Annotated in this window: 24 protein-coding genes, 1 tRNA gene, 1 pseudogene and 1 riboswitch; of the genes and pseudogenes, 18 read left to right on the top strand and 8 right to left on the bottom strand. The window is 72.0% G+C overall.

Going from position 1 to position 25,338, the window contains the following annotated elements; genetic code table 11:
- Nucleotides 1–195 precede the first annotated feature (195 nt).
- The 4 genes from ACZ6R9_RS08805 (at nt 196) to ACZ6R9_RS08790 (ending at nt 3,397) form a co-directional block, all read left to right on the top strand.
- Nucleotides 196–396, top strand: a complete 201-nt coding sequence (locus tag ACZ6R9_RS08805) for a hypothetical protein (RefSeq protein ID WP_380479764.1) — start codon at nt 196–198, stop codon at nt 394–396.
- Between the two features lie 116 nt (nt 397–512).
- Nucleotides 513–1,382: a JmjC domain-containing protein gene (locus ACZ6R9_RS08800; protein ID WP_465537302.1), complete on the top strand. Its 870-nt coding sequence runs from the start codon at nt 513–515 to the stop codon at nt 1,380–1,382.
- Nucleotides 1,383–1,460: 78 nt separating this feature from the next.
- Nucleotides 1,461–2,336, top strand: coding sequence for a JmjC domain-containing protein (locus tag ACZ6R9_RS08795; RefSeq protein ID WP_380479768.1), 876 nt, complete (start codon nt 1,461–1,463; stop codon nt 2,334–2,336).
- 62 nt (nt 2,337–2,398) lie between these two features.
- Entirely contained in the window at nt 2,399–3,397 is a 999-nt protein-coding gene (locus ACZ6R9_RS08790; RefSeq protein ID WP_465537299.1) for a nucleoside triphosphate pyrophosphohydrolase, read from the top strand.
- 14 nt (nt 3,398–3,411) lie between these two features.
- On the opposite strand, the gene ACZ6R9_RS08785 is transcribed toward ACZ6R9_RS08790, so the two are convergent.
- Complete coding sequence (locus tag ACZ6R9_RS08785; RefSeq protein WP_380479772.1) at nt 3,412–3,834, bottom strand: SDR family NAD(P)-dependent oxidoreductase; 423 nt, start codon at nt 3,832–3,834, stop codon at nt 3,412–3,414.
- Between the two features lie 155 nt (nt 3,835–3,989).
- Between ACZ6R9_RS08785 and ACZ6R9_RS08780 the strand changes: the two genes are divergently transcribed.
- The 7 genes and pseudogenes from ACZ6R9_RS08780 to ACZ6R9_RS08750 all read left to right on the top strand — a co-directional run bounded on the left by ACZ6R9_RS08780 (nt 3,990) and on the right by ACZ6R9_RS08750 (nt 11,865).
- Complete coding sequence (locus ACZ6R9_RS08780) at nt 3,990–5,234, top strand: cytochrome P450 family protein (RefSeq protein WP_380479774.1); 1,245 nt, start codon at nt 3,990–3,992, stop codon at nt 5,232–5,234.
- A 247-nt stretch (nt 5,235–5,481) separates the two neighbouring features.
- Nucleotides 5,482–5,665: riboswitch (cyclic di-AMP (ydaO/yuaA leader) on the top strand.
- Nucleotides 5,666–5,668: 3 nt separating this feature from the next.
- Nucleotides 5,669–6,337 (top strand): LysM peptidoglycan-binding domain-containing protein, encoded by a 669-nt coding sequence (locus ACZ6R9_RS08775; RefSeq protein WP_465537296.1) that lies wholly within the window; start codon nt 5,669–5,671, stop codon nt 6,335–6,337.
- Nucleotides 6,338–6,589: 252 nt separating this feature from the next.
- Nucleotides 6,590–7,879: a phosphopyruvate hydratase gene (gene eno / locus ACZ6R9_RS08770; protein ID WP_380479778.1), complete on the top strand. Its 1,290-nt coding sequence runs from the start codon at nt 6,590–6,592 to the stop codon at nt 7,877–7,879.
- A gap of 176 nt (nt 7,880–8,055) precedes the next feature.
- Nucleotides 8,056–8,493: an FtsB family cell division protein gene (locus ACZ6R9_RS08765; protein WP_380479779.1), complete on the top strand. Its 438-nt coding sequence runs from the start codon at nt 8,056–8,058 to the stop codon at nt 8,491–8,493.
- Nucleotides 8,490–9,033, top strand: a pseudogene (locus ACZ6R9_RS08760) (DUF501 domain-containing protein); the annotation flags it as partial. The gene ACZ6R9_RS08765 and the pseudogene ACZ6R9_RS08760, both read left to right, overlap by 4 nt.
- A 131-nt stretch (nt 9,034–9,164) precedes the next feature.
- Entirely contained in the window at nt 9,165–10,100 is a 936-nt protein-coding gene (locus tag ACZ6R9_RS08755; protein ID WP_380479781.1) for a Ppx/GppA phosphatase family protein, read from the top strand.
- Nucleotides 10,101–10,500: 400 nt separating this feature from the next.
- Nucleotides 10,501–11,865 (top strand): NAD(P)/FAD-dependent oxidoreductase, encoded by a 1,365-nt coding sequence (locus ACZ6R9_RS08750; RefSeq protein WP_380479783.1) that lies wholly within the window; start codon nt 10,501–10,503, stop codon nt 11,863–11,865.
- A 192-nt stretch (nt 11,866–12,057) separates the two neighbouring features.
- Here ACZ6R9_RS08750 and ACZ6R9_RS08745 read toward each other — a convergent pair whose 3' ends face one another.
- A complete protein-coding gene (locus ACZ6R9_RS08745) occupies nt 12,058–13,002 on the bottom strand; it encodes a DUF2690 domain-containing protein (RefSeq protein WP_465537292.1) in 945 nt (314 codons plus the stop codon).
- Between the two features lie 227 nt (nt 13,003–13,229).
- On the opposite strand from ACZ6R9_RS08745, the gene ACZ6R9_RS08740 reads away from it, so the two are divergent.
- The gene (locus ACZ6R9_RS08740) at nt 13,230–13,769 is read left to right on the top strand and encodes a hypothetical protein (RefSeq protein WP_380479787.1); all 540 of its coding nucleotides are present in this window, start codon (nt 13,230–13,232) and stop codon (nt 13,767–13,769) included.
- A 25-nt stretch (nt 13,770–13,794) separates the two neighbouring features.
- On the opposite strand, the gene ACZ6R9_RS08735 is transcribed toward ACZ6R9_RS08740, so the two are convergent.
- Nucleotides 13,795–14,241, bottom strand: a complete 447-nt coding sequence (locus tag ACZ6R9_RS08735; RefSeq protein ID WP_380479789.1) for a DNA-binding protein — start codon at nt 14,239–14,241, stop codon at nt 13,795–13,797.
- Between the two features lie 147 nt (nt 14,242–14,388).
- Here ACZ6R9_RS08735 and ACZ6R9_RS08730 point away from each other — a divergent pair, with 147 nt between their 5' ends.
- Nucleotides 14,389–14,643 carry a hypothetical protein gene (locus tag ACZ6R9_RS08730; RefSeq protein WP_465537290.1) on the top strand — a complete coding sequence of 85 codons (255 nt, stop codon included), beginning with the start codon at nt 14,389–14,391 and terminating at the stop codon, nt 14,641–14,643.
- 7 nt (nt 14,644–14,650) lie between these two features.
- Nucleotides 14,651–15,451, top strand: a complete 801-nt coding sequence (locus tag ACZ6R9_RS08725) for a hypothetical protein (RefSeq protein WP_465537288.1) — start codon at nt 14,651–14,653, stop codon at nt 15,449–15,451.
- A 37-nt stretch (nt 15,452–15,488) separates the two neighbouring features.
- Here the strand turns inward: ACZ6R9_RS08725 and ACZ6R9_RS08720 are convergent.
- Nucleotides 15,489–15,573: transfer RNA gene (locus ACZ6R9_RS08720), tRNA-Leu, on the bottom strand.
- Between the two features lie 338 nt (nt 15,574–15,911).
- On the opposite strand from ACZ6R9_RS08720, the gene ACZ6R9_RS08715 reads away from it, so the two are divergent.
- Together ACZ6R9_RS08715 and ACZ6R9_RS08710 are read left to right on the top strand one after the other, a co-directional pair.
- Nucleotides 15,912–16,685, top strand: a complete 774-nt coding sequence (locus ACZ6R9_RS08715; RefSeq protein WP_380479794.1) for an ABC transporter ATP-binding protein — start codon at nt 15,912–15,914, stop codon at nt 16,683–16,685.
- Between the two features lie 46 nt (nt 16,686–16,731).
- The gene (locus tag ACZ6R9_RS08710; RefSeq protein ID WP_465537286.1) at nt 16,732–19,290 is read left to right on the top strand and encodes an ABC transporter permease; all 2,559 of its coding nucleotides are present in this window, start codon (nt 16,732–16,734) and stop codon (nt 19,288–19,290) included.
- An 82-nt stretch (nt 19,291–19,372) separates the two neighbouring features.
- On the opposite strand, the gene ACZ6R9_RS08705 is transcribed toward ACZ6R9_RS08710, so the two are convergent.
- A complete protein-coding gene (locus ACZ6R9_RS08705; RefSeq protein WP_380479798.1) occupies nt 19,373–19,900 on the bottom strand; it encodes a peptidylprolyl isomerase in 528 nt (175 codons plus the stop codon).
- Between the two features lie 171 nt (nt 19,901–20,071).
- Between ACZ6R9_RS08705 and ACZ6R9_RS08700 the strand changes: the two genes are divergently transcribed.
- Both ACZ6R9_RS08700 and ACZ6R9_RS08695 read left to right on the top strand, forming a co-directional pair.
- The gene (locus tag ACZ6R9_RS08700) at nt 20,072–20,935 is read left to right on the top strand and encodes a Bax inhibitor-1/YccA family protein (RefSeq protein WP_380479800.1); all 864 of its coding nucleotides are present in this window, start codon (nt 20,072–20,074) and stop codon (nt 20,933–20,935) included.
- Between the two features lie 89 nt (nt 20,936–21,024).
- Entirely contained in the window at nt 21,025–21,363 is a 339-nt protein-coding gene (locus tag ACZ6R9_RS08695; protein WP_465537283.1) for a hypothetical protein, read from the top strand.
- 83 nt (nt 21,364–21,446) lie between these two features.
- Here ACZ6R9_RS08695 and ACZ6R9_RS08690 read toward each other — a convergent pair whose 3' ends face one another.
- The 3 genes from ACZ6R9_RS08690 to ACZ6R9_RS08680 form a co-directional block, all read right to left on the bottom strand.
- Nucleotides 21,447–22,358, bottom strand: coding sequence for a hypothetical protein (locus ACZ6R9_RS08690; protein ID WP_465537282.1), 912 nt, complete (start codon nt 22,356–22,358; stop codon nt 21,447–21,449).
- A gap of 289 nt (nt 22,359–22,647) precedes the next feature.
- Nucleotides 22,648–23,868: an acetyl-CoA C-acetyltransferase gene (locus tag ACZ6R9_RS08685; protein ID WP_380479806.1), complete on the bottom strand. Its 1,221-nt coding sequence runs from the start codon at nt 23,866–23,868 to the stop codon at nt 22,648–22,650.
- A 57-nt stretch (nt 23,869–23,925) separates the two neighbouring features.
- Nucleotides 23,926–25,071, bottom strand: coding sequence for an SGNH/GDSL hydrolase family protein (locus ACZ6R9_RS08680; RefSeq protein ID WP_380479808.1), 1,146 nt, complete (start codon nt 25,069–25,071; stop codon nt 23,926–23,928).
- Nucleotides 25,072–25,338: the final 267 nt, after the last annotated feature.

The following is a 25,338-nucleotide window of genomic DNA, read 5'->3' as shown; positions in this document are numbered from 1 at the left end:
GGCCGCGCTGTCGGTGGCCGTCGCCGCTGCTGTGGGTGGCGCGGTGTTCGCGCCGGCCGTCTCGGCCCAGGCCGCGACCGCGCCGTCGGTGAGCGCGGGTCACGCGACCACCGACGGCTGTGGCGAGTGCTACCCCGACGTCATCTGATCCATCTCCCGCTCGTCCTCTCTCACCAACCAAGAAGGAGCCCTGTCATGGGTGTTCAGAACACTGAGTCCGCGTCGAAGTTCGCTGCGCTGGCCCGTCAGGCCGCGCTGTCGGTGGCCGTCGCCGCTGCTGTGGGTGGCGCGGTGTTCGCGCCGGCCGTCTCGGCCCAGGCCGCGACCGCGCCGTCGGTGAGCGCCGGCCACGCCACCACCGACGGCTGCGGCGAGTGCTACCCCGACGTCATCTGATCCACCGATCCACGCCCGGGGTCGCCGGCGGCATCGCCGCCGCCGGCGCCCCGCGTCCACCCCGCCCCAACTCCCAACCCCCTTGATCCGCCCGGAAATCGGAGAGGAACACCGCCATGGACTGGCTGGACCGCTGCGTCGACGACACCGAGACCTTTCTGCGCAGGCACTGGCGCCAGGGGCCGGTGGTGCTCCGTCCCGCCGACCCGCCCACCGAAGTGCTCACCGTGGAGAGCCTGTTCGACCTGATCGACGAGGGCACGCTGCGCGACCCGTACGCGGGGCTGTTCACCGTCGAGGGCACCGTGCCGCAGGAGGAGTACTGCCCGCCGCGGGTGATCGCCGGCAAGACGTTGGAGGGGTGTCTCGACCCGGAGCGGGTGCGGGCGCTGATCCGGGACCGCAACGCCACGCTCCAGCTGCGCTACCTCAACCACTGGCACCCGGGGGTGCGGGCGCTGACCACCGGCCTGTCCGAGAGCCTGGGCCGGCTCACCGAGGCGTTCATGTTCTACTCGCAGCCCGGTCGGCACGGGCCGGTGCACCGCGACGAGGGCGACATCCTGGTCATCCAGCTCAGCGGCAACAAGCACTGGCAGGTGTACGGCGGGCCGACCGACCCGAACTGGCAGCCGGTCCGCGAGGACAACCCGGGCCCGTGCCTGCTGGACACCGTGATCCACCCGGGCGAGGTGCTGTACGTGCCCAACGGCTACGCCCACACCGCCCGCGCCACCGAGGACGGGCCGTCCCTGCACCTCACCATCGCTCTGCGCGAGGCCTGCAGCGTCCACCTGCGCACCCAGCTGCGCGCCCTGCTCACCGAGGGCCTCGAACTGCCTGCCCGTCCCCGCGACGAGGACGACCTGCTGGAGGCCGGCTCGCAGCTGCTCGACCACCTGCGTACCCGGCTCGCCACCGCCGACCCCGCCGAGCTGGTGTCCGCCGCCCGCCGCGCCGCGTACAGCAGCCGCCCCACCGCCTGAACCCACCGCCCCGAACCACCGCCCAAGCAGACCGTCCAGCAGACCGCCCGAGCAGACCGCACCAGAGGAGACCTGACCATGACCGAGACCTGGCTGAGCCGCTTCGTCGCGGACGAGGAGCAGTTCCGCACCGAGCTGTGGCGCACCACCCCGGCCGTGCTGCGCCCCGAGCGCCCGCCGGTGGACGTGCTGCCCGCCGCCGAACTCGACCGGTTGCTCGACCACGGCCTGCTGAAGGTGCCGTACCTGGGCCTGGTGCAGCGCGACGCCCATCTGCCCGTCGAGCGGTTCTGCCCGCCGCGGGTGGTGCTCGGCGAGGTGGTCGGGGGGTACGCCGACGGCGCGGCCGTGCGGGCGCTGATCCGGGACGAGCAGGCGACGCTGCTGCTGCGCTACGTGGACCAGTGGCACGACGGGGTGCGCGAGCTGGCCCGCGGCCTGGCCGCCGAGATCGGCCGGCAGGTCGAGGCGTTCTGGTTCCTCACGCCGCCCGGCTCCCAGGGCCGCCCGGTGCACCGTGACGACGCGGACGTGCTGGTGGTGCAGATCTCGGGGGCCAAGCGCTGGTGGGTGCACGGCGGTCCCGCCGACGGCAACTGGGTGCCCGACCGGGAGGACGGCGACCCGGGCGAGGTGCTGCTGGAGACCGTCCTGCAGCCGGGTGAAGTGCTGTACGTGCCGCGCGGGTTCGCGCACCGCGCCCGCGCCGAGGACGGCGCGCCCTCCACGCACCTGTCGCTGACGATCCGCGAGGCGGCCAGCGCCAACCTGTACACCGTCGCGCAGACCCTACTGGCCGACAGCCTCCCGCTGCCGGGCCGCCCGCTGGACGACGCCGCGCTCACCGACGCGGCTGCCGCGCTGATCGAGCACGCCGGCTCGCTGCTGGCCGAGCTGACGCCCGCCGACCTGCTGTCCGTCACCCGCCAGCTGATGCTGCAACCCGCGGCGTGAGTGTTCCCGTCTCGGGAAAACGGCTGGTCCGCCCCGCGCGCCGTCGTTGTAGGTTCGGTGCCGTGGACACTCCGAAGCTGATCCTGCTCACCACCACCCACCGCGTCGCCCCGGGCCTGCTCGGCTGGCCGGCCTGGGAGGCCCTCCGTTCGGCGCCCGTGGTGCTGGCCGGCGTCGCCGACCACCCGCAGCTGCCCGCGCTGCGCGCCGCCGGCGTCGAGCCCCGGCTGATCGAACGGGGCTCCGCCCCGGCGCTGGCCCGGCAGCTGCTCGCCCTGGCCCCCGCAGTGTGGCTGGAGAGCCCGGACGGCGATCCGGGGCTGACCGACGCGCTGGCCCGGATCGCGGTGGAGGAGGCCGGCGAGCACCCGGAGATCGAGGTGCTGCCGGGCTCGTACGACCTGCCGGGCGCCCGGCTGCTGGACCTGGTCTCGGTGATGGACCGCCTGCGCTCGCCCGGCGGCTGCCCGTGGGACGCCGAGCAGACCCACCGGAGCCTGGTGAAGTACCTGGTCGAGGAGGCGTACGAGCTGGTCGAGGCGATCGAGGAGGACGACCGGCCGACCCTCCGCGAGGAACTCGGGGACGTGCTGCTGCAGGTGTTCTTCCACTCCCGGATCGCCGAGGAGGACGCCGAGGACCCGTTCTCCATCGACGACGTGGCGGGCGACATCGTCGAGAAGCTGATGTACCGCCACCCGCACGTGTTCGGCGACGTCAGCGTCCGGGACTCCGCCGAGACGGAGGCCAACTGGGAGCAGCTGAAGGCCGCGGAGAAGCAGCGCGAATCGGTGCTGGACGGCGTCCCCGCGGGCCTGCCCGCGCTGGCGTACGCGGCGAAGCTGGTCTCCCGGGTGCGCCGGGCGCAGTTCACCGGAGTGCCGGACGCGCCGTACGAACTGCCCGCCGAACTCACCGCCGAGTCGGCGGGAGAGCTGCTGCTGGCGGTCGCGCAGCGCGCCTACGACCAGGGTGTGGACGTGGACGCCGCACTGCGGGCGGCGGCCCGGCGCTACCGCCGGGCGGTACGCGCCGCCGAAGGACTGTCCGAGGGCGACTGACCGGCCGTCAGACCCTAGCTCGCCAGCGGGACGTCCGTGACCGGGCGGCGGCGCTGGGCCGGCACGACCTCGCCGATCGCCTCGCCGACCAGGGCCAGCAGCTCGGCCAGCGGGTCGAGGTGGCCCGGCAGCTCGGCGAGCTGGACGATCCGCTCGCCGTCCGGGCCGGCGACCGCGAACAGGTCGATCGGTCCGAGGTGCTTGGCGGCGGTTTCGACCAGCGCGGCGATGTCCGCCGGGTGGTGGACGTCACCGGACACACCGACCACCGGGCAGCCGGGACGGTCGAGTTCGGCGGCCAGGTCCTCGGCGACGTTGGGGCGAAGATCGGCGATGAGCAGGCCGGCGGCGCCGGCGGCGGAGAACCGGCGGGCCAGGTCGGCCCCCTCGCCTCCGTCGAGCACCGCGATGACCACCACTGCACCGGCTACTCGCATGGCCTGCTCCCCTTTCAGAGCGAACCGCGGGCGGTCCGCACGCCGCCCACTGGGGTTCTTGCGGAGGATCGTAGGCTCGCCCCGACTCTCCGCAACAGCAATTACCCGCCAGGTGACCAGACTCACGCGACGGCGGTTCCAGATACGGTCAAGACATGCCAGATCAGCCCCACGCCGCCCACCCGCAACTCTTCACCTGGGAGTTCGCGGCCGACCCGTATCCGGCGTACGCCTGGCTGCGGGAGCACGCCCCGGTGCACCGCACCACACTGCCGAGCGGGGTGGAGGCCTGGCTGGTCACCCGGTACGCGGACGCCAGGCAGGCGCTGGCCGACTCCCGGCTCTCCAAGAACCCGGCGCACCACAGCGAACAGGCGCACCGCACCGGCCGGGTGGGCATCCCGGGCGAGCGGCAGGCCGACCTGATGACCCACCTGCTGAACATCGACCCGCCGGACCACACCCGGCTGCGCCGCCTGGTGTCGAAGGCGTTCACGCCGCGCCGGGTCGCCGCGTTCGAACCGCGGGTGCAGCAGCTCACCGACCGCCTGATCGACTCCTTCGCGGAGCGCGGCGAGGCCGACCTGATCCACGAATTCGCCTTCCCGCTGCCGATCTACGCGATCTGCGACCTGCTGGGCGTCCCGCCCGAGGACCAGGACGACCTGCGCGACTGGGCGGGCATGATGATCCGGCACACGGGGGGAAAGCGCGGGGGAGTGGGCCGCGCGGTCAAGCAGATCCGCGGGTACCTCGCCGACCTGATCCACCGCAAGCGCGCCGACCTCGGCGACGACCTGATCTCCGGCCTGATCCGGGCCGGCGACCACGGCGAGCACCTGACCGAGAACGAGGCCGCGGCGATGGCCTTCATCCTGCTGTTCGCCGGCTTCGAAACCACCATCAATCTGATCGGTAATGGGGCATTTGCCCTACTTCGCAACCCTGTTCAGCGCACCCTGCTCCAGGAGTCGCTGGCGCGCGGCGAGTCGGGCCTGCTGGAGACCGGCATCGAGGAACTCCTGCGCTACGACGGGCCGGTGGAGCTGGCGACCTGGCGGTTCGCCACCCGGCCGCTGAGCATCGGCGGGGTGGACATCCCGGTGGGCGACCCGGTGCTGGTGGTGCTGGCGGCGGCGGACCGCGACCCGGCCCGGTTCTCCGAGGAGAACACCCTGGATCTGGCCCGCTCGGACAATCCGCACCTCGGTTTCGGTCACGGCATCCACTACTGCATCGGCGCGCCGCTGGCCCGGCTCGAAGGGCAGCGCGCGATCGGCACACTGCTGACCCGGCTGCCGGATCTCCAGCTGGCCGCCGATCCGGCCGAACTCCGTTGGCGGGGTGGGCTGATCATGCGCGGGCTGCGTGAACTCCCGGTCTCCTTCACGCCCCGCTGACCCGGTTTCGACCGCCGCCGCCCAGCCCCCGCACGTGACCCTCCGTGGACCCGGTGGGGGCGCGTGATGCGCCCCCACCCCGGGCGAATCGGACATATATGGACGGTTTGTGCACGAGAAGTGGAGGTCCGTAATTTCGACGTGATACCGGTGATATGAGCTTGTGATTGCTCGTCAGCTCTGCTTACTCTCCGATTTGCCCGCAGCTGCGGGCCCCGAACGCGGCACGCCGAGTCCTGTCCGCCGCGCTCTCGGGACACCGACCAGGAATCGGACAGGAGCGGGGGAACCAGGTGTGAACGCCGTAGTCCCAACGGCTTGGGGTGAAGCCGCCGGGGAGCGGACGCAACCGCGTCCGGAGTCCCAGGCGGCCGGGCCAGCCTCCCGGTCCGAACCCGACAGCTCACCTCGTAGGCGTGCGGAGAGGAAGTCCCATGCTGTTCGCCGGTACTGGACGTCACCGCCGTAGCACCAAGGCCGAGAAGGTCGTCGCCGCCGCAGGCGTCGCCTCCGTGGGCCTGGCCCTGCCCCTGCTGTCCGCCACCGGAGCGGCAGCCGCACCCGCCGACACCTGGGACCAGGTGGCCCAGTGCGAGAGCGGCGGGGACTGGAGCATCAACACCGGAAACGGGTACTACGGCGGCCTGCAGTTCTCCTCCTCCACCTGGCGCGCCTACGGCGGCGCCGAGTACGCCCCCCGCGCCGACCAGGCCACCCGCACCGAGCAGATCGCGGTGGCCGAGCGGGTGCTCGCCTCCCAGGGGCCCGGCGCCTGGCCGTCCTGCTCGATCAAGGCCGGCCTGTCCCGGGGCGGCGACAGCTCCGAGGACACCGCCTCTCGTTCGCAGCCGCGCTCGTCCGCGCCCAAGCAGAAGCAGTCGAAGACGCAGCAGCAGTCCAAGGCTCCGAAGCAGGGCGCCCCGGCCGCCGCGCCGGCGCAGACCGGCGCCGGGAAGTACACCGTGCAGGAGGGCGACACGCTCTCCGGGATCGCCGCCGCACGGAACGTCTCCGGCGGCTGGGAGCAGCTGTTCACGGCGAACCGCGCGGTGATCGGCGCCGACCCCGATGTGATCATGCCCGGGCAGGTGCTGGCGCTGTGACGGCGCGGGTCGGCCGACTCCGGCCCGGCGGTCGAACGGTCCCCCGGTTCGCCTGACGATCCGTCCGCTCCGGGCGTGCGCACAGCAGTTCGCGCCGCCCGGGGCGCACCGCCGACGGGCAAACAGGTGAACTACCAGTGAGTAGCCGGGCCACACGGTGAGACGACGCCCGGCCGCGCGTGGCCGCAGGCATGTCTGCGGCTAGGCTCTGGGCGTAACGACCACACATCCGCTTCCGCTAGGAGATGCCTCGTGCCGTCCATTGATGTCGTCGTAGCCCGTGAGATCCTCGACTCCCGCGGCAACCCCACGGTCGAGGTCGAGGTCGGTCTCGACGACGGCAGCACCGGTCGTGCGGCTGTCCCGTCGGGTGCCTCCACCGGCGCCTTCGAGGCGCTGGAGCTCCGCGACGGCGACAAGAACCGCTACTTCGGCAAGGGCGTCGAGAAGGCCGTCCTCGCCGTCATCGAGCAGATCGGCCCGGAGCTGGTCGGCTACGACGCCACCGAGCAGCGCCTGATCGACCAGGCCATGCTCGACCTGGACGCCACCCCGGACAAGTCCTCGCTCGGCGCCAACGCCATCCTCGGCGTCTCGCTCGCCGTCGCGCACGCCGCCTCCGAGGCCAGCGACCTGCCGCTGTTCCGCTACCTGGGCGGCCCGAACGCCCACGTGCTGCCCGTCCCGATGATGAACATCCTCAACGGCGGCTCCCACGCGGACTCCAACGTGGACATCCAGGAGTTCATGATCGCCCCGATCGGGGCGGAGTCCTTCTCCGAGGCCGTCCGCTGGGGCGTCGAGGTCTACCACACCCTCAAGGGCGTGCTGAAGGAGCGCGGGCTGTCCACCGGCCTGGGCGACGAGGGCGGCTTCGCCCCGAACCTGGACTCCAACCGCGAGGCCCTCGACCTCATCACCGAGGCCATCAAGAAGGCCGGCTACACCCCGGGCAAGGACGTCGCGCTCGCCCTGGACGTCGCCGCCTCCGAGTTCTACAAGGACGGCGCCTACCAGTTCGAGGGCAAGGCCCTGTCGGCCACCGAGCTGATCGAGTACTACGCCGAGCTGGTCGCCGCCTACCCGCTGGTCTCCATCGAGGACCCGCTGGACGAGTCCGACTGGGACGGCTGGAAGGCCATCACCGACAAGCTGGGCGACAAGGTCCAGCTGGTCGGCGACGACCTGTTCGTCACCAACCCGGAGCGCCTGCGCAAGGGCATCGAGACCGGCACCGCCAACGCGCTGCTGGTGAAGGTCAACCAGATCGGCTCGCTCACCGAGACCCTGGACGCCGTCGAACTGGCCCAGCGCAACGGCTACCGCTGCATGATGTCGCACCGCTCCGGCGAGACCGAGGACGTCACCATCGCCGACCTCGCCGTCGCCACCAACTGCGGCCAGATCAAGACCGGCGCCCCGGCCCGCTCTGAGCGCGTCGCCAAGTACAACCAGCTGCTGCGCATCGAGGAGATCCTCGACGACGCGGCGGAGTACGCGGGCCGTGGCGCCTTCCCGCGCTTCCGCTCTGCGGACAAGTAAGCACAGCCGCTCCGCGGACAAGTGAGCACAGCCGCTCCGCGGACAAGTGAGCACAGCCGCCCTGCGGACAAGTAAGCACAGCAAGGGCTGCTTGCCGAGCCTGTTGTGACCGGTGCCCCGGCTTCCACCGCGTAGGGTGGGGCCGGGGCACCGGCATGCGCAGGAGGGGCGACCAGATGGCCAAGTGGAGAATTCCCGGACTGGCGGCGCGCCCGCGCTTCACCAGCCGGGCCACCGTGCTGGTCCTCGTCCTGTGCTCGCTGGTGGCGATACTCGCGTACCCGACCCGGCAGTACATCGCGCAGCGCGGCGAGATCGCCGATCAGCGGGCCAAGGCCGACCACGCCCGCCAGCAGGTCGACGAGCTGCGCCGGGCCAAGGCCCGCTGGCAGGACCCGGAGTTCGTCAAGGCCCAGGCCCGGGAGCGGCTGCACTACGCGCTGCCGGGCGAGACCCCGTTCGTCTCGGTCGCCCCGCCGCCCGCGCCGGGCGAGAAGCAGTCCGCCTCGGACAGCGCCGGCCGGCCCAAGGCCGCCCGCCCGTGGTACTCCACCTTCTGGGACTCGGTGGACGCCGCCGACACCGCACTCGCCGCACCACCCGCAGCACCCTGACACCCCGTCCTCCACCTGACGAACAGACTCCTGATGAGCAACCAGAACCCTCCCGTCTCCGACCACGACGTCGCCGCCATCGCCGCCCAGCTCGGCCGGGTGCCGCGCGGGCTGCGCGCCGTCGCCCACCGCTGCCCGTGCGGCAACCCGGACGTGGTGGAGACCGCGCCCCGGCTGCCCGACGGCACGCCGTTCCCGACGCTCTACTACCTGACCTGCCCCAAGGCCGCCTCGCTGATCGGCACCCTGGAGGCGGACGGCGTGATGAAGGAGCAGACCGCCCGGCTCGCCGAGGACCCCGAGCTCGCCGCCGCCTACCAGGCCGCGCACGAGGACTACATCGCCCGCCGGGACGCCATCGAGGTGCTGGAGGGCTTCCCCAGCGCCGGCGGCATGCCCGACCGGGTCAAGTGCCTGCACGTGCTGGTCGGCCACTCGCTGGCGGCCGGCGAGGGCGTCAACCCGCTGGGCGACGAGGCGATCGGCATGCTGGAGGAGTGGTGGGCCAAGGGCCCGTGCGTCAGCCCCGCCGAGGTCGAGGCCGCCGGTGAGCGGGTCGCCCGCAACAAGGCCAAGGCCGAGGACCACGCCGCGGTGATCGCCGCCAAGGAGGCGCTGACCGCCGAGCGGGCCGAGCGCGCGGCGCGCCAGGCGGAGGAGGGCGGCGAGTCGTGAGCACCGTCCGGGTCGCCGCGATCGACTGCGGCACCAACTCGATCCGCCTGCTGATCGCCGACCTGGATCCGGAGACCGGGGAGATCGTCGATCTGGACCGGCGGATGCTGATCGTCCGGCTCGGCCAGGGCGTCGACCGGACCGGCCGGCTGCACCCCGAGGCGCTGGACCGCACCTTCGCGGCCTGCCGCGAGTACGCGGAGATCATCGCCGCGCACGGGGTCGGCCCGGAGCGGATCCGGATGGTCGCCACCTCGGCCTCCCGGGACGCCGAGAACGCCGCCGAGTTCACCGCCGGTGTCCGGGAGATCCTCGGCATCACCCCGAGCGTGGTCAGCGGCGACGAGGAGGCCAGGCTCTCCTTCACCGGCGCCACCCGCGAGCTGCTCGGAGGCCCGCACCGCCCGCCCTACCTGGTGTTCGACCTGGGCGGCGGCTCCACCGAGTTCGTGCTCGGCGAGCAGGACGTGCGGGCCGCGCACTCGATGGACATCGGCTGCGTGCGGATGACGGAGCGCCACTTCGCGGGCGGGCAGCCCACCGAGGCGCAGATCGCCGCCGCCCGGGCCGACATCCGGGCCGCGCTGGACACCGTCGAGGCGAGCGTCCCGCTGAAGGACGGCGCCACCCTGGTCGGCCTGGCCGGCACCGTCACCACGGTCGCCGGGATCGCGCTGGAACTGCCCGGCTACGACTCCGAGCTGATCCACCACGCGGTGCTGACCGTCCAGCAGGTGCGGGAGACCGCCGAGTGGCTGCTGCACTCCTCGCATGCCGAGCGGGCCGCCGTCCCGGTGATGCACCCCGGCCGGGTCGATGTGATCGCGGCCGGCGCGCTGGTCCTGCTGGAGATCATGGAGCGCACCGGGGCCGCCGAACTGCTGGTCTCCGAGCACGACATCCTCGACGGGATCGCCTGGTCGATCGCTTGATCCGGGCGCGCCGGGAGGCCCTGGGAGGGCCTCCCGGCACGTCTCGGCAAGAAGCTTCGTGAATTTCTTCACATGGCGGTCGGGTCTTTCGGCCCAGCGCGGTGTCCGGTCCGTCCGATATGTGGGACCGAAGGCGTCCGGGGCGGGTGGTTCGTGGGATCGCAGGCAACCCGCCGCTCGCGCCGAAGAAATCGAAAGCGCACTCGGGAACCCGTACGCCGCAAGGATCGTTGCTGCTCAGCGCGGCACCGAGTGCCACGGCGATCATGGTGGGCGGGCGGTGGAGGCGGCGGGGCCGCCCCGGGCCGGAAATGCGGGCGCGCAGTGTAGCACCCAGTGTCCAGGAGCTTGTGATGGGCCTCACGAATGGTCCGTCAGGCGGGGGTGGATACTTTCGGACATGAGCACCACGGAGCGTCCTCGCATCCTCATTGTCGGCGGTGGTTACGTCGGCCTGTATGCCGCGATGCGCATCCTCAAGAAGATGCGCTACGGCGAAGCGACCGTCACGGTCGTCGACCCGCGGTCGTACATGACGTACCTGCCCTTCCTCCCGGAGGCGGCCGGCGGCAACGTCGCCCCCCGCAACCTCGTCGCGCCCCTGCGCAGCGCCCTGAAGAAGGCGGAGGTGCTCACCGGTCACGTGACCGAGGTGGACCACGCCCGCAAGGTCGCCACCATCCAGCCCGCGGCCGGCGACGCCTACGAACTGCCCTTCGAGTACCTGGTCGTGGCGACCGGCTCGGTCTCCCGCACCTTCCCGATCCCGGGCCTGGCGGAGCACGGCATCGGCATGAAGACGGTGGAAGAGGCGATCAGCCTCCGCAACCACGTCATGGCGCAGCTGGACAAGGCCGAGTCCACCACCGACGAGGACGTCCGCCGCAAGGCGCTGACCTTCGTCGTCATCGGTGGCGGCTTCGCCGGCATCGAGACGGTCGCCGAGATCGAGGACATGGCGCGCGACGCCGCCAAGATCTACAAGACCGTCAGCCGCGACGACATGCGCTTCATCGTGGTGGAGGCGGCCAACCGCATCCTCCCCGAGATGGGCCCCGACCTGGGTCTGTGGACCAAGGGCCGCCTGGAGGAGCGCAACATCGAGGTCTACATCGAGACCTCGATGGACTCCTGTGTCGACCAGCACGTGGTGCTGAAGAACGGCATGGAGTTCGACGCCTCCACCATCGTGTGGACCGCCGGCGTGAAGCCGAACCCGGTCGTCAACCGCTTCGGTCTGCCGCTCGGCCCGCGTGGCCACGTCGACACCGCGCCGACCCTGCAGGTCCAGGGCTTCGACTACGTGTGGGCGGCCGGCGACAACGCCCAGGTCCCCGACCTGGCCGCCGGTGAGGGCGCCTGGTGCCCGCCGAACGCGCAGCACGCCGTCCGTCAGGCCGCCGTCCTCGGCGACAACGTGGTGGCCGGCATGCGCGGCTTCCCGCAGGCCGAGTACAAGCACAAGAACCTCGGTGCGGTGGCCGGCCTCGGCCTGCACAAGGGTGTGGCGATCCTGTTCGGCAAGGTCAAGCTCAAGGGCCGCCTCGCCTGGTACTTCCACCGCCTCTACCACGGCGCGATGGTCCCCACCATGAACCGCAAGATCCGGGTCTTCACCGACTGGACGCTGGCGATGTTCCTCAAGCGCGAGACGGTCGGTCTCTCCGAGATGGAGAAGCCGTTCGACGCCTTCCAGGAGGCCTCCGCCCCGCCGAAGCCCGCCGCCGCGGCCGAGCCGAAGAAGGAGCTTGCCGCGAGCAAGTAAGCGACCAGACCCGCCACTTCGGGTTACGAGTCGGAGGCCCTCCGCCCGGCAACGCCGCCGGACCACGTCCTCCGTGGTGCTCAGCCGGCCTTGCTGCCGGGCGGAGTACAGCACTCAGTTGACGAAGGCCCCCACCCCCGCCGGGTGGGGGCCTTCGGGCTTTCCCGGGCCGCCGTCGGTCCTGGCGTCCCGTCAGCCGACTGTTCGGACGGACCCGGCGCGGTCGGGCTCGGGGAGCGGGGTGGCGCAGAAGGTGCCGCGGGCGTCGATCATCGCGCAGGCCCGGGCGCCGCCGGACGTGCCGGCCCGCACCATCTTGGTGTGCGCGGTGTGCCCGCTCTGCTGCCGGTACTCCTCCTGCTCGGGCGGGTCCCCCTCGGTGCCGAAGACCTGGATGCGGTCGCCGGGGGAACCGCCGTCCATCCTGGCCCAGACGGCGCGGCAGCCGGCGCTGTAACGGAGCTCGACGAGCACACCGAACTCGCGGCCCCGGTCGGTGGTGACGGCGTCGTTCTGGCACACCGTGGTCGTCGGCTCGACATGGACGCAGCTCTCGCCGGCGCAGGAGGCGATCGCCCCGGCGGACGGCGCGGAGGCCTCCGGGGCGGGTGGCAGCGCGGCGGACGAGCCCGGGCGGCCGGCGGTCGGAGGCCCGTCCCGGAGGGCGAGGGTGAGGCCGCCGCCGATCAACGCGGCGGCCAGGACACCGGCCAGGGCCCGGAGCCGCCGTCGGGATCCCGCGGGCGCCCGGCCGGTCTCCGGGCCGGGCGCCGCATTCGGCTGCGCGCTCGCATCGGCCTCGCCACCGGCGACCGCCGTCGCGGGTTCGGCGCCGACCGGGCCGCGCCCCTCCTGCTCGGCGCGGGTGCACAGGGCGAGCGCGTGGACGAGATCGCTCTCCGGTCGCCGGTAGTGCCGGGCCAGGAGCCGGACCACCCGGTCCGGGGCCAACTGGGCACCGGTCTCGTAGCGGGACAGCGTCCCCTGGGCGAGCCCGGCCTTCCTGGCCGCGGTGGACTGCGACCAGTCGCCGGCGTCCCTCCGCCACTGGCGCAGCAGGCGAGCCAGTTCGGGGCGGGCCGGCGTGCTCGACGGACCGGGTTCCTCGGCGGGTTCGCCGGGTCGGCTGTGCGGCATTCGTGTGCTACCCCTTCGCCTCGGCCTGCGCATAATCCCAGGTCGCGGCCCATGTATAGGGCGTGGATATTCCGGTATGGGCCGACGGACCGCACAGCGTAGAAGTCCGGCGTCCGGTCGCGCAAAGCTGTGGTGCAGCCGGTGAGGCACTCCCGGCGATCCCCTCCCCTCCATGCCGGGCCTGCCACGCCATGCCCGAACACAGGGGCGAACACGAAGGAGTGACAATGCGTCGCATCAACGTCCGTACCCTCGGTGTCACCGCCGGGACCCGTGCCGCCGAGGCGGCCCTCGCCCTGGCGGCCCTCGTCGGCCTGATCACCGGCGCGGACACCGCCCACGCCTCGCAGGCGCGGCTCACGCACGCCGAGGCCACCGCGCGACTGCGTGCCGCCGATGTGGAGTGGTCCTCCAGCAAGGGCTGCTCGGACAAGAACGGAAACGGCTGCACCAGCTTCGACGGCATCCTCGCGGCAACGCTCGACCTCGCCATCGACCTCAAGAAGCGCAGCCACTGCGAGGTGATGATCACCGGCGCCGCCGAGGTCCACCCGCACAGGACGACGGGCACCCGGACCCACGGCAACGGCTACAAGATCGACGTCCGGCCCAACTCCTGCGTCGGCGCCTTCGTCACCGACCACTTCCACCGGGCCGGCACCCGGGGCGAGGCCAAGGACCCGAAGTGGACGGCCGGCTCCGCCGAATACGTCCTGGAGAAGCACGGCAAGAAGGGCGAGCACTGGGACATCACCTACACCGGGTGATCGTCGGGCCGCGCCGCCCCCGCCGTCAGTCCTGGTCGGCGGGGGCGGTGCGGTCGCTCAGGCGCTCGTGGCGCTGGCGGGCGGCCTGGGGGGTGCCGAGGCCGAGGCCGAAGGCGATCTCCTGCCAGGTCATGCCGCGGCCGCGGGCCATGGTGAGCAACCCGGCTTCCAGTTCGTCGAGTTCGGCGCGGACCAGGGGGAGCAGGGTCAGTGCGGCGGTCAGGTCGGCGCGGTCCACCTCGGGCTCGCCCTCCTCGGCGAGGGCGGCGCCGCTGAGCAGGAAGGCCACCAGCCGGACCGCCTCGTGCGGGGCGGGCATCGCCGGGTTGGTCTGGCGGCGGCGCTGCTCGTCGGTGGCGGCGTGGCGCTCGGCGATCCGGAACAGCGAGGCGTAGACGCGCTGCGCCCGGGCGGCCTCCGGGTCCGGCGGGGAGAACGGGTCGGCGGGCTGTTGCTGCGGGGTGTCGGTCATGTGGTCAGCATGCTCTGGTGAACGATGCGGCGTCAACGGGATTCGTTGAACGAAGTGTTCATACCCCTCTCGGGAAGTGGATTGATCACGCGAATCCGGCCGCCTAGCATGTCGATCATCACCGACGCTCAACCTGGGGGAGCCGCAATGGAACTGACCGTCCGTCAAACCGCCCTGATCGCCGCCGCCACCACCGCGCTGGCCGCCGCGGCCGTCGTGGGCACCGCCGCCACCGCCACCGCCGCCGAGCGCCCCGCCGACCGGGCCGCCGGCGAGATCGTGACGCCCGATCACATGGCGCTCTCGGTCACCGACCACATGGCGCTGGTCACGCCCGACCACATGGCGCTGGTCACGCCCGACCACATGGCGCTCGCGGTCACCGACCACATGGGGCTCTGACCCCACCGTGCGGGCAGCAGCCGACGACCCGGCGGCGAGCCTGGTCGCGCAGACCGCCGAGCGCCTGATCCGGCTCTGGGCCGAGCGCGGCGAGCTCCACCACCCCGGCTGGGGTCGGCCGTTCCGCCAGCTCGCCGAGCTGCTGCCCGCACCGGACGTCGAATTCGCCGTCCACAACCCGCAGATGGTGCCGCTGCTCTGGTACCCGGCGCTGCGCCGCGAGGGCCCGCACGGCACCGTCGTCGAGGTGTTCGACCACCTCCCGGCGGACGCCGGACCGCCGCTGCCACGCCGACAGGAACTGTCCCGGATCTACAGCTGGGCGCCCGTCACCCGCACCGCCCTCGACTGGACGGCCGACCGGCTGGCCGGCCGCGGCCTGCTGGAAGTCGGCGCCGGCAGCGGCTACTGGGCCGCGCGGCTGCGCGCCCGCGGCCTCGACGTGCTGGCCACCGACGCCGAGGCCCGCACCGAACTCAACGGCTGGACCGACCGTTTCCGCTGGACCGACGTCCGCCCCGGGCAGGCCGCCGAGGACGCCGCCGCCCACCCCGACCGGGCCCTCGCCCTGATCTGGCCCCCGCACCGCGACCCGATGGCCGCCGACGCCCTGTGCGCCTACCGCGGCGACCACCTGCTCTACCTCGGCGACCGCCCCGGCGGCCTCTGCGCCGACGACGCCTTCTTCGCCGAACTCGCCGCGCACTGGTACCCCGCCGCCCGCTGCCCCCTGACCCTGCGCTGGCTGGGCAACCACGACACCCTGACCCACTACATCCGCAGGGGCGGGTCGGCGCATCGGCCGTGACCGGGCCATTACCGCAGGTCACGACAGGTGGGCATGCTGGTGCCCAGAGCCGGACTCGAACCGGCACGACCTTCCGGCCAGGCAGTTTTAAGCTGCCCGTGTCTGCGTTCCACCATCTGGGCCTGGGAGCGCGTGAACTCGGTTACTGAGCCTAGTCGGCCGGGCGAGGGTTTCGCATATTTCTTGGGACGGAAGTTGTCATGCTTCCATGCGATCTGACGAAGCGTCTGTCATTTCGGCCACCGTCCGGCGGTTCTCGGCCACCGCCCCTTCCTCGGGGTGCGGGTCATACCGAAGGAGGAGAGCGCGGCGGTGGTCGTACATCTCGGGGCGGGGCGGCAACCGTTCGGCGGAGCGACGAATTCCATGATCATCGAGGAGAGGATGGGATAGCGGTCGCAGGCACGTCCCGGCCGCCAGCCAGTGACGAGCCAGCACCTCCCCGACAGGAGTCCCCTTCGTGAGCACCTCGACCGCGTACGCAGCCCACACCGGTCTGGCGGCGGCCCGCGCCACCGGTCTCAACAAGGTCTACGGCGAAGGCGACACCCGCGTCGTCGCGCTCGACAACGTCTCGGTCTCCTTCGGCCAGGGCGAATTCACCGCGATCATGGGCCCGTCCGGCTCCGGCAAGTCCACCCTGATGCACTGCATGGCCGGGCTGGACACCGTCAGCTCCGGTTCGGCGACCATCGGCGACACCGAACTGGTCGGGCTGAAGGACAAGCAGCTGACCAAGCTGCGCCGCGACAAGATCGGCTTCGTCTTCCAGGCGTTCAACCTGCTGCCGACGCTGACCGCGCTGGAGAACATCACGCTGCCGATGGACATCGCCGGCCGCAAGGTCGACAAGGCCTGGCTGGACCGCGTGGTGGAGACGGTCGGCCTGTCCGGCCGCCTCTCGCACCGCCCGGCCCAGCTGTCCGGCGGCCAGCAGCAGCGCGTCGCGTGTGCCCGCGCGCTGGCCTCCAAGCCGGAGATCATCTTCGCCGACGAGCCCACCGGCAACCTGGACTCCCGCTCCGGCGCCGAGATCCTCTCCTTCCTGCGCAACTCGGTGCGCGAACTCGGCCAGACCGTGGTGATGGTGACGCACGACCCGGTGGCCGCCTCCTACGCGGACCGCGTGGTGTTCCTCGCCGACGGCCGGATCGTCGACGAGCTGACCAACCCCACCGCCGACTCGGTCCTCGACCGGATGCGTCGTTTCGACGCCAAGGGCCGCACCAGCTGACGGCCTCTCAGCAGCCGACCGACCACACCACCCCAGGACTGACCCCATGTATCGCACCGCACTGCGCAATGTGCTGGCCCACAAGGGCCGACTGCTGATGACGGCACTCGCCGTCATGCTGGGCACCGCCTTCGTGGCCGGCACCCTGGTGTTCTCGGACACCATGGGCCAGGCCGTCCGCAACAGCTACTCCAAGAGCTACTCCGACGTCTCGGTGCTGGTCTCCGACAGGTGGGCCCGCAGCACCAGCCAGGGCCCCAAGGAGTCCGAGCAGAAGAAGCACGACGCGCTGACCGACGCCACCGTGAAGGACCTCGCCGCCCTGCCGGGCGTCGAGCGGGCCCGCGGCATGGTCAGCGGCTTCACCGCCGTCGCCGACAAGAAGGGCAACCTGATCGGCGAGGCGTGGAGCGCCCAGGGCTCCAACTTCTCCCCGGACGCCTCCGGCCAGGACCCGCGCTACCCGATGGCGGAGGGCCGCGGCCCGAAGGCGGCCGGCGAGATCGCGCTGAACAAGCAGGCCGCCGACAAGGCCGGCTACAAGGTCGGCGACAAGGTCCGGGTGGCCGGCAACGGCGCCGCCGAGGACACCACGCTCACCGGCGTGTTCACCTCCGACGACCCGCAGGTCACCTCCGGCGGCTCGCTCGTGCTGATGGACACCGCCACCGCCCAGCAGCGACTGCTGGAGCCCGGCCACTACAGCTCGATCGCGCTGACCGCCAAGTCCGGCGTCGCGGAGAGCGCGCTGCTGGACGCGGCCAAGGCCAAGCTGCCCGGCGACATCTTCGTCCTGGACACCGGCCAGCAGCTCAAGGACGAGCAGGCCAAGCAGGTGGAGCAGTCGGTCACCGGCATGAAGAGCATGCTGCTGGTGTTCGCCGGCATCTCGCTGTTCGTCGGCATCTTCATCATCGTCAACACCTTCACCATGCTGATCGCGCAGCGCCTGAAGGAACTGGCGCTGCTGCGCGCGGTCGGCGCCAGCCGCCGTCAGGTCACCAACTCGGTGCTGGTCGAGGCGCTGCTGATCGGTGTGATCGCCTCCGTGGCCGGTCTGCTGCTCGGCATCGGCATCGGCGCCGGCATGCAGTCCCTGCTGGCCGGCATGAACGAGGGCATGCCCACCGGTTCGCTGGTGATCGCCCCGGCCACCGTGATCGGCACCCTGGTGACCGGCATCGTGGTGACGGTGCTGTCCGCGCTGATCCCCGCGATCCGCGCCTCCCGGATCCCCCCGGTGGCGGCGATGAGCAGCGGTGACATGCCCAGCACCCAGCGCGGCATGGTGATCCGCAACTCGATCGGCACGCTGGTGGCCGGCGGCGGCATCGCCCTGATCCTGCTCGGCGCGTTCTCCAAGGGCAGCGGCGGCCGGGTCTATCTGGAGCTCGGCGCCCCGCTCACCCTGATCGGCGTGTTCGTCCTGCTGCCGCTGCTGTCGCGGCCGGTGGTCGCCCTGGTCGGCCCGCTGCTGGGCAAGGTGTTCGGCACCCCCGGCAAGCTGGCCCGGCGCAACGCCGTCCGCAACCCGCGCCGCACCGCCAGCACCGCGGCCGCGCTGACCATCGGCCTGACCCTGGTCACGGCGATCACGGTGATCGGCAACTCGGTCACCAGCACGGTCACCCGGCTGGTCAGCGGCTCGATGAAGGCCGACTACACGATCTCGATGGCCAACCGCCACTCGCTGTCGCACGACCTGGCGCCGCTGGTCGCCAAGGCGAACGGGGTGGCCGCGGCCAGCCCGGTCGGCAACGTGATGTGGACGGTCGACGGGGACAGCAAGGCGATCGAGGGCTTCGACGCCGCCGCCTTCGACCAGTTGGTGACGGTGCACCTGACGTCCGGCTCGACCGGTGCGCTGAAGCAGGGCCAGCTCCTGGTCAACGACGACTTCGCCGGGAAGCACAACCTCACCCCGGGCTCCACCGTCAAGGTCGAGGTGACCGAGGGCAAGACGCTGGACCTCACCGTCGGCGGCGTGTTCGAGCGCAACGACGCCCTGTCGACCGTCATCGCGTCCAACGCGCTGATCGATCAGTACGACTCCGACTCCTTCATCACCGAGATCCTGGTCAAGGGCAAGGACGGCGCGACCGCCGGGCTCAAGCAGTCCGTCAAGGAGGCCACCGGCAGCAACCCGGTGATCGAGGTGCTCACCGAGAAGGACAAGGTCGAGGAGTTCAGCCGGATCATCACGACGATGCTGAACATCATGTACGGCCTGCTCGGCATGGCGGTGCTGGTCGCGGTCCTCGGTGTGATCAACACGCTGGCCATGTCGGTGTTCGAGCGCAAGCGTGAGATCGGCATGCTGCGGGCGATCGGCCTGGACCGGCGCGGCATCAAGCGGATGGTCCGCGTCGAGTCGGTGGTGATCTCGCTCTTCGGTGGCCTGATCGGCGTGGGGCTCGGCTGCTTCCTGGCCTGGGCTGCCGTCCGGGTGCTCGCCGTCGACCTGAACGGGCTGACCACCGCGGTCCCCTACGGCAGCGTGGTGATCTTCCTCGGCCTGGCCGCGGTGGTCGGTATCGTCGCCGCCCTCTGGCCGGCCCGCCGGGCCTCCCGGATGGACATCCTCGCCAGCATCAAGACCGACTGACGTCCGGTCGGCGAAACACCGCGCCGCCCGTCCCCGGAACAACCGGGGGCGGGCGGCGCGGTGTCTGTCGTGGCGGCCCGGGTCAGCGGGTCTCGATCACGACCTTCTCGATCACCACGTCCTGCACCGGGCGGTCGTTGCGCGGGTTGGTCTCGGTGGTGGCGATCGCGTCCACCACCTTCTGGCTCGCCTCGTCCGCGACCTCGCCGAAGATGGTGTGCTTGCCGGTCAGCCAGGTGGTCGGGCCGACCGTGACGAAGAACTGCGAACCGTTGGTGCCCGGGCCCGCGTTGGCCATCGCCAGCAGGTACGGCTTGGTGAACGCCAGGTCCGGGTGGAACTCGTCGGCGAACTTGTAGCCCGGGCCGCCGGTGCCGTTGCCCAGCGGGTCACCGCCCTGGATCATGAAGCCCTCGATGACCCGGTGGAAGATCGTGCCGTCGTACAGCGGCGCGTTGCTGGGCTGCCCGGTCTTCGGGTCGATCCACTGGCGCTCGCCCGTGGCCAACTCGACGAAGTTCTTCACCGTCTTGGGGGCGTGGTTCGGCAGCAGCCGGATCACGATGTCGCCCTTGTTGGTCTTCAGGGTGGCGTACAGTTCCTCGGCCATCCGGGGGCCGCCTTTCTGATCGCGTGTCAGTTGCGTCCCCCACCCTGCCCTCTCAAGGGCCCCCCGCGCAGCCGACACGGGATCCTCCTCACGGCTGACGCGGAATACTTTGCCAAACCATTACCCTTATGCTCTGTATGGGTGGTGCTGTGCCACCCCGGAGGGAATGTGATGAGAAGCAGAAACCCGGTCTTCTCGCGGGAGGGGTCCTTCACCCGCGACAACCAGTACGCGGGGTTCGGCACGCAGCCGACCGGGCACCAGGCGTACGGCAACCCGTACGCCAACAACGTCTACGCGCAGCCCGGCGGTCAGTCGCTGACCGACCAGCAGCTCGCCGAGATGTACGGCGCCCCCGCCGCGGGTCCGGCCGAGACCGGCCGGATGACGCTGGACGACGTGGTCGCCCGCACCGCGATGACGCTGCTCATGCTGGTCGCCGCCGGCGCGGTGGCCTGGTTCGTGGTTCCGGTCGAGAACTACGCGCTGGCCGGCGTCGCCGCGTTCGCCGCGGCGATCATCGGCCTGGTGATCAGCTTCAAGCAGAGCGTCAACCCGGCGCTGATCCTGACGTACGCCGGCCTGGAGGGCTTCTTCCTCGGCGCGATCAGCAAGGCCCTCAACACCCTGCTGCAGGGCATCGCCATCCAGGCCGTGCTGGGCACCGCCGCGGTGTTCGCGGCCACCCTGATCGCCTACAAGAGCGGCAAGATCCGGGTCACCCCCCGGTACACCCGGATCGGCATCTCGATCGCGATCGGCTTCGTGATCCTGATGTTCGTCAACGTCATCGCCACCATGCTCGGCGCCGACTTCGGCTTCCGTTCCGGCCCGCTCGGCATCGTGGTCGGCCTGGTCGGCATCGCGCTCGGCGCGTTCTTCCTGACCCTCGACTTCCACGAGGTCGAGGAGGGCGTCCGGTACGGCGCCCCCGAGCGGGAGGCCTGGCGGGCCGCCTTCGGCCTGACGCTGTCGCTGGTGTGGATCTACCTGGAGATGTTGCGCCTGATCGCCATCCTGCGCGGCGACGACTGATCGCACGGCTGACGACGCGGCGGGCCCCGGAGGATTCCTCCGGGGCCCGCCGCGTTCCGTCCGGCCCCGGCTTGGCTACCCTCGGGGCCATGTCCGAGCACCACCCCGTCACCCCCGCCCAGTTGACCGCCGCCGTGGAGCGGCTGGCCGACCGCTTCCGGGCGATGCCGCAGAGCCGCCTGCTGGGCGCCGTCCCCGGCCACCCCTCGCGGGCCGCCGCGGTGCTCGCCCTGGCCGGCAGGCTGGCCGACGCCGCCCGCACGCTGGAGGGCCTGCCGCCGCTGCCCGTCCCCAACTGCGGGGCGTTCGCGGTCGGCGACCAACTCGCCGTCACCGGCCACGACCTGGCCGCCGCGGCCGCCGAACACCCCGAGGCGCTGGCCGCCGCGCTCGCCGAGGTCGAGGACACCGACCGGCTGACCGTCTGACGGGCGGTCGGAAAACGCCGAAGGGGCGCCGCTCCGCCCGGGCAACCCCTTGCCGCGCGGATCGACGCCCATGGTCGCCCGGTTCAGATGGAGGCGACCACCCGGTCGGCGAGTACGTAGACGGTGTCGCCGTCGGTGGCGAAGGTCAGCGAGTACGAGCCGGAGAACCGGGAGCCGCCCAACAGCCGGACGTCCTCCCCGGCCCGGACGGCGTCGATCAGCCGGTACGCCGCCTCCCGGTCGCCGGGGGCCACGCACAGCGTGGTGCCGTCGGCGAACGCGTACACGTCCAGCGTGCCGAGCGGGCCCGGGCGCACGTCGGTGAGGGCGATCTTCTCGTCGGCGAGCGCGGTGAGCCGGTCGTCGGTCCACTCCCGGGACGGGGTGGGGCTGGGCACGAAGTCCGGGTGCGAGGGGTGCCGGCGCGGGTCGGGCGCGGCGGCGGGCTCGCTCTCGGCGTCCAGCAGCCCGGACTCCAGGCCGGTGGCCAGCAGGTCGGCCTCGCGGCGGGCCTTCACGTCGCTGTTGTCGGCCGGGGCCGGGAAACCGCCGCCCCGGATGCCGCCGTCCGCCGAACCGCCGTCCGCGGCGCCGTCCTTGGCCAGGTCCTCCAGCGCGTGGCGCAGCGCCTCGCCGAACTCCGGGTCCATCACCCCCTGGTTGTCGGCGGCCTCCTGCGGTCCGGTCGGGCGCGGGAAGAAGATCGGCCAGTCCTCGCCGGCAGCCGTGAACGGGGTCTCGAACAGCGGCGCGTCCTCGGCAGCGCGCGCCTCCTGCTCTGCCCAGAACGCGCGGGCCTCGGTGATCTCCCGCTCCCGGTCGGCGGCGAGCGCCTCGGTGACGGCGCGGCGTATCAGCGCCTCGTCGAGCTGCGGGGCAGGCTGCGCGGTGGGCTGCGCGGCGTCCAACTTCCGCCCCAACGCGCGGAGGTGGAGCAGGACGGCGGCGGTCAGGGCGGTCAGAGCCAGCAGCAGGGAGGTGTAGACGACGCTCACGGAACGTACTCCCAACGAGGAGCGGAACGGGGTTACGGCTCCACACTGCCGTATTCGCGCCCGTTACTGCAGAGGCTGATGTCCGATTTGCCAGTGACTTTCCGACTTGTCCTTAAATTGTTGGGTAATACCGTTCCACGCAGCGGAGTTGATCCAATCCGGTGCGTCGCAATTTCGGTCCCGGAAGGCAAAAAATCGGGCCGGATCGCACCTGAGGTGTGATCCGGCCCTCAATTACCTACGGTGACTCCGGACGGGTGAGACATCCGTCACGGCGTCACCGCGGCGGTCAGCTCAGCCGCTCGATGACCATCGCCATGCCCTGGCCGCCACCCACGCACATGGTCTCCAGGCCGAACTGCTTGTCGTGCCACTGGAGGGAGTTGATCAGCGTGGTGGTGATCCGCGCGCCGGTCATGCCGAACGGGTGGCCCACCGCGATCGCGCCGCCGTTGACGTTCAGCCGGTCCAGGTCGATGCCCAGGTCCCGGTAGGACGGGATGACCTGCGCGGCGAACGCCTCGTTGATCTCCACCAGGTCGATGTCGCCGATCGACAGACCGGCCCGCTTCAGCGCCTGCTTGGACGCCTCCACCGGGCCGTAGCCCATGATCTCCGGCGACAGCGCCGAGACGCCGGTGGAGACCACCCGGGCCAGCGGGGTGATGCCCAGCTCGCGCGCCTTGGTGTCCGACATGATCACCAGCGCGGCCGCACCGTCGTTCAGTGGGCAGCAGTTACCGGCCGTCACGGTGCCGTCCGGGCGGAACACCGGCTTCAGACCGGACACGCCCTCCAGCGTCACGCCCGCGCGCGGGCCGTCGTCCGCGCTCACCACGGTGCCGTCCGGGAGCGTCACCGGGGTGATCTCGCGCTGCCAGAAGCCCGCCTTGATCGCGGCCTCGGCCAGGTTCTGCGAACGGACGCCGAACTCGTCCTGCTCGGCCCGGGTGATGCCCTTCAGCGCGGCCAGGTTCTCCGCGGTCTGGCCCATCGCGATGTACGCGTCCGGCAGCAGGCCGTCCTCGCGCGGGTCGTGCCACTCCCCGCCGCCGGTCTCCGCGCGGTGCTTGGTGCGCGCCTGCGCCTCGTCGAACAGCGGGTTCGTGGTGCCCGGCATGCCGTCCGAGGTGCCGTTGATCGACCGCGAGACGGTCTCCACACCGGCGGAGATGAAGATGTCGCCCTCGCCGGCCTTGATCGCGTGCAGCGCCATCCGCGTGGTCTGCAGCGAGGACGAGCAGTAGCGGGTGATGGTGGCGCCCGGCAGGTAGTCCATGCCCATCTGCACGGCCACGATCCGGGCCAGGTTGTGGCCCTGCTCGCCGCCCGGCAGGCCGCAGCCCAGCATCAGGTCGTCGATCTGGCGCGGGTCCAGCTGCGGGACCTTGGCCAGCGCGGCACCGATGATCTGCGCGGTCAGGTCGTCCGGGCGGACGTCCTTCAGCGAACCCTTGAAGGCCCGGCCGATCGGCGAACGGGCGGCGCTGACGATGACGGCTTCGGGCATGGCGGGCTCCTCGCTGAGTGACCTCGGGATGCGATCCGGTGGATCTCCCGGGGAAAGTTACCGCTTGGTAGCTCCGGCGTCATCCGCCTCCGGATGTGAGTTGGCCGACGCGATCGCCCGCAGCGGCCCGCCGTCCGCGACCGCCTCCGGCCCCTGGTCCCCCTGGTCCGCCGGGTCGCCCGGCTCGTCCGGGTCGCTCGGGTCGCCGCCGGGGAGTGCCAGCCGGAAGCGCTGCTTGAGCGTCGCCCACCGCCAGGTGCCGTTCGACGGACCCGCCGCCGTCACCTCCGTGCCCGACCGCCCCGCCGCCGCCGCGGCCGCCACCGCCACCGGCAGCACCGCCTGCGGCTCCAGCGGACCGCCCACCGCCGACGGCGTGTCCTGCGGCCACAGGTCGAGCGCCGCGCACACCGAGGGCAGCAACGCCATCGACGCCGTCGCGTACCCCTGCGCGGACGGGTGGTAGCGGTCCGCGGCGAACAGCTCCGGACGGGTCGCGAACTCCGGGCCCAGCAGCGACCCCAGCGAGACCGTCCGGCCGCCGGCCTCCACCACCGCGATGGTCTGCGCCGCCGCGAGCTGCCGACTCAACCGGCGCGCCACCCAGCGCAGCGGCGGCCGCACCGGCTTGATGGTGCCCAGATCCGGGCAGGTGCCCACCACCACCTCGCAGCCCGCCGTGACCAGCCGGCCCACGGCCTCGCCCAGCTCCCGCACACTGCGGGCGGCCGGGGCGTGCCTGGTCACGTCATTGGCGCCGATCATCAGCACCGCGATGTCCGGGCTGTGCGGCAGCGCCCGCTCCACCTGCCCCGCGAGATCGCCCGAGCGGGCCCCCGACTTCGCCACGTTCACCAGCCGCACCCGGCGCTCGGCGACGGACGCCAGCCCCGAGGAGAGCAGCGCGCCCGGCGTCTCCTGCGCGCGCTGCACACCCAGGCCCGCGGCCGTCGAATCGCCCAGGAACGCCATCACCAACGGCGGACGCGGATCCACCGGATCGGCGAACGCCTCGCCGTGCAGGCCGTCCGCGCGCGGCGGATCGCCGCCCAGGATCCCGATCGCCCGGATCGCCAGCCGGCTCTCGGTCAGCAGCACCCCCGCCAGCCCCACCCCGAGTAGCCCCAGCCCACCACCGCCATACGCTGCCGCGGTGGCGATCCGCCGTGCCACCCGCACCCTCGACGCCTGCGAGCCGGCCATCCGGCCACCCCCTCTCCCTTTCACCCACACTCGTACCCGCCCACCCCACCCCCGTACCCGCCCACCCCACCCCCGTACCCGCCCACCCCGACCAACCACCCACCCGGAGCCCCGGCCGAAGGCGCCGCAGGCGCACGGCGCGCACGCCCGTCGGCGCGACCGCCGGGCCCGGGTCGGGGGCGGTTTCGAGTGCGGCGAAGGTCTCGGCCGGGGGTGGGGGAGGGGAGCCGCCGGGGGCGGCGCGGGCGTGGGACGGGTCAGGGTTTA

The organism is Kitasatospora sp. NPDC048662 (assembly GCF_055587065.1).
Note: the sequence above shows the minus strand (reverse complement) of the source record. Positions and strands in the feature narration are given on the sequence as shown.

Coding starts and splice junctions, on each gene's coding strand:
- ACZ6R9_RS08805 (WP_380479764.1), top strand. CDS start 196: ATGGGTGTTCAGAACACTGAGTCCGCGTCGAAGTTCGCTGCGCTGGCC.
- ACZ6R9_RS08800 (WP_465537302.1), top strand. CDS start 513: ATGGACTGGCTGGACCGCTGCGTCGACGACACCGAGACCTTTCTGCGC.
- ACZ6R9_RS08795 (WP_380479768.1), top strand. CDS start 1,461: ATGACCGAGACCTGGCTGAGCCGCTTCGTCGCGGACGAGGAGCAGTTC.
- ACZ6R9_RS08785 (WP_380479772.1), bottom strand. CDS start 3,834: ATGCGAGTAGCCGGTGCAGTGGTGGTCATCGCGGTGCTCGACGGAGGC.
- ACZ6R9_RS08780 (WP_380479774.1), top strand. CDS start 3,990: ATGCCAGATCAGCCCCACGCCGCCCACCCGCAACTCTTCACCTGGGAG.
- ACZ6R9_RS08775 (WP_465537296.1), top strand. CDS start 5,669: ATGCTGTTCGCCGGTACTGGACGTCACCGCCGTAGCACCAAGGCCGAG.
- ACZ6R9_RS08765 (WP_380479779.1), top strand. CDS start 8,056: ATGGCCAAGTGGAGAATTCCCGGACTGGCGGCGCGCCCGCGCTTCACC.
- ACZ6R9_RS08750 (WP_380479783.1), top strand. CDS start 10,501: ATGAGCACCACGGAGCGTCCTCGCATCCTCATTGTCGGCGGTGGTTAC.
- ACZ6R9_RS08745 (WP_465537292.1), bottom strand. CDS start 13,002: ATGCCGCACAGCCGACCCGGCGAACCCGCCGAGGAACCCGGTCCGTCG.
- ACZ6R9_RS08740 (WP_380479787.1), top strand. CDS start 13,230: ATGCGTCGCATCAACGTCCGTACCCTCGGTGTCACCGCCGGGACCCGT.
- ACZ6R9_RS08735 (WP_380479789.1), bottom strand. CDS start 14,241: ATGACCGACACCCCGCAGCAACAGCCCGCCGACCCGTTCTCCCCGCCG.
- ACZ6R9_RS08730 (WP_465537290.1), top strand. CDS start 14,389: ATGGAACTGACCGTCCGTCAAACCGCCCTGATCGCCGCCGCCACCACC.
- ACZ6R9_RS08710 (WP_465537286.1), top strand. CDS start 16,732: ATGTATCGCACCGCACTGCGCAATGTGCTGGCCCACAAGGGCCGACTG.
- ACZ6R9_RS08705 (WP_380479798.1), bottom strand. CDS start 19,900: ATGGCCGAGGAACTGTACGCCACCCTGAAGACCAACAAGGGCGACATC.
- ACZ6R9_RS08700 (WP_380479800.1), top strand. CDS start 20,072: ATGAGAAGCAGAAACCCGGTCTTCTCGCGGGAGGGGTCCTTCACCCGC.
- ACZ6R9_RS08695 (WP_465537283.1), top strand. CDS start 21,025: ATGTCCGAGCACCACCCCGTCACCCCCGCCCAGTTGACCGCCGCCGTG.
- ACZ6R9_RS08685 (WP_380479806.1), bottom strand. CDS start 23,868: ATGCCCGAAGCCGTCATCGTCAGCGCCGCCCGTTCGCCGATCGGCCGG.
- ACZ6R9_RS08680 (WP_380479808.1), bottom strand. CDS start 25,071: ATGGCCGGCTCGCAGGCGTCGAGGGTGCGGGTGGCACGGCGGATCGCC.